This window comes from Aggregatibacter sp. oral taxon 458 str. W10330 (genome assembly GCF_000466335.1).
Taxonomy (GTDB): Bacteria; Pseudomonadota; Gammaproteobacteria; order Enterobacterales; family Pasteurellaceae; genus Aggregatibacter.
This window is the reverse complement of sequence record NZ_KE952586.1, coordinates 1-1,963: the sequence shown is the minus strand read 5'-3', so window position 1 is coordinate 1,963 and position 1,963 is coordinate 1. Positions and strand designations below refer to the sequence as shown.

The following is a 1,963-nucleotide window of genomic DNA, read 5'->3' as shown; positions in this document are numbered from 1 at the left end:
ATATCAAAATTTGCTTAAAATAAGCATCATTGAAAATAAAAAGTGCGGTCAATTTTTGAGAAGTTTTAAAACTCTTTGAAAATTGACCGCTCTTTATTAAAGTATATGCTATTCAAATATCAAATAACTAAATATTTTTGCAGTACGATAGGAAACTAGCACAATATGAGAGCTACACTATCAACGTTATAAATTATATATCCATTAACTCATAAGAAACATTTCCTGTTTCTAGCAACTCAACAAATACTCTTTTAATAAAATCAAAATCTGTTATAACTTCACTTGCTGGAAAAGGTTCTCCCATAAAATCAACCAATCTTGGAACTCCAGTAAAATCGGACTTAGACCTAATTAAAAACTTCCCGTTATCCCCATATTCAAGTAGAGTAAATAAATATCTCTCACCATCTGATTCCATCCTTAATTCAGACAAGCCTACTTCTGGTTCAGGTATAACTTCTAATCTAACGTCAGATCTATGATTCTTTGTGCTGTTAAGCATAGATAATATTTTATCTTTACCAATCTTAGATACCATATCCCTATCTGCCAAAGTTATCCATTCACCCTCTTCTGATTTATATGCACATGAAAAAAATAATAAGCTATTTTCCATTCTTATTTTCCTTTATTGATGTTTGCCCTTGAATCCAAGTATAAGTTCTCAGTTTGTTCTTATCATCAACAGCATGAACAATGACCGATTTTAATCCTGCTTTTTCTGCTGCTGATGCAATGTCTTGACGACAATGCGTACATACATCACGCCCTTGGACATGGATCACCATATTTTTTCCTTTAGTCACACCTTTTTCATAAGCTTGTTGAATTGCACCTATTTCAGCATGTGCATCTCGCATATTAGCATTTGGATAAGGTGAACCGTTCTTTTGAGGTTTTTTATTTGCCACATTCTGTGCAATTAAAGTCAATTTATTAGGGTCTGAAAATCTATTCCCTCTTGCTCGTTGGTTGGTATCAACATAAACCTTACCATCAATTTCTACTCTGGCTGATACTTCTAAATTTTCTAATTTAGTTCCTCTACTTTTTAATACTTCATTAGATAGTTGCTCCTTCAATGGGATAGCTTTAGCATTATTCTCCGCACCAGAAGAAATTCTAACCTCATGCTTTTCATATCCTTTTGTTTTCCCAACAATAGGCAATACCTCATTCGCATTAGCTCCTTTAGGTAACTTAGTTTTTAAGGCTAGCCCCCCTAATCCCGCAGCTTCTGCAGCACCTAAACCAAGAGTTGCATAGTGTACGCTCTTTGGTAATTGGTTTCTTGTTTTACCGTTTTCCGATTCCACAAAATCACTCAATTTAACCTGAGTTTCTCTGCTTAGATTATTAAAATAAGTACCTAACCTTAAATAACTAAAGTTTTCATATGCTGCTTCATCACCTGATTGCATCATCTGAATATGTGGTATATAACAAGCTGGATTATTACCACAACTCTTCAATATTTCTTGTCGATTCTTTTCACTTAATTTTGCATATTTTTCAAAAATAGGTTTTGTATCTTTCCCTTCCTTTTCAGCTTTTGCCAATTCCTTAACGAGATTATTTACCTCGCCGTTGTATAAATAATTATTCTCCACCGCCCTTTTAGCCGTCTCTGCCCCCGCCGTCGCAGCAAGGAAATTCCCCCCTTGCTCCGCTGTAGTGCCATTCGCTTTCGCTGTCAATGCCGCAGCCAATCCGCCTGCCAGTTGGCTTAACGTGCTGATGTTTTCTTTTTCATTTGCCGTTAATTCACTGACCGGTTTGCCATAAGCTCTTGCGATGATTTCAGCGGTTGCTTCACCAGTTACTCCTGCCACAGCACCCGTTAATGGGTCTTTGCCTGTCACTTGGAACTCCACGGCAGAAAGCAGGGCATGTGCCATCAGATTCGTCGCTTTGTCTTTTGCGGTATCGCCTGCCGTCATCTCATGGATTTTTTGATTGA

The 1,963-nt window shown here is 36.9% G+C and carries 2 protein-coding genes; both read right to left on the bottom strand.

Annotated features, from left to right (window positions below; translation table 11 throughout):
- Positions 1–193 precede the first annotated feature (193 nt).
- On the bottom strand, positions 194–619 hold the full coding sequence (locus tag HMPREF9065_RS0109315) for a DUF6911 family protein (protein ID WP_021615123.1): 426 nt from the start codon (positions 617–619) through the stop codon (positions 194–196).
- A partial coding sequence (locus HMPREF9065_RS09760) for a cytidine deaminase-like fold-containing protein (RefSeq protein WP_021615122.1) occupies positions 609–1,963 on the bottom strand: 1,355 nt, incomplete at its 5' end. The genes HMPREF9065_RS0109315 and HMPREF9065_RS09760, both read right to left, overlap by 11 nt.

Excerpts from the sequence above, each read along its gene's own strand:
- HMPREF9065_RS0109315 (WP_021615123.1), bottom strand. The coding sequence starts at position 619 with ATGGAAAATAGCTTATTATTTTTTTCATGTGCATATAAATCAGAAGAG.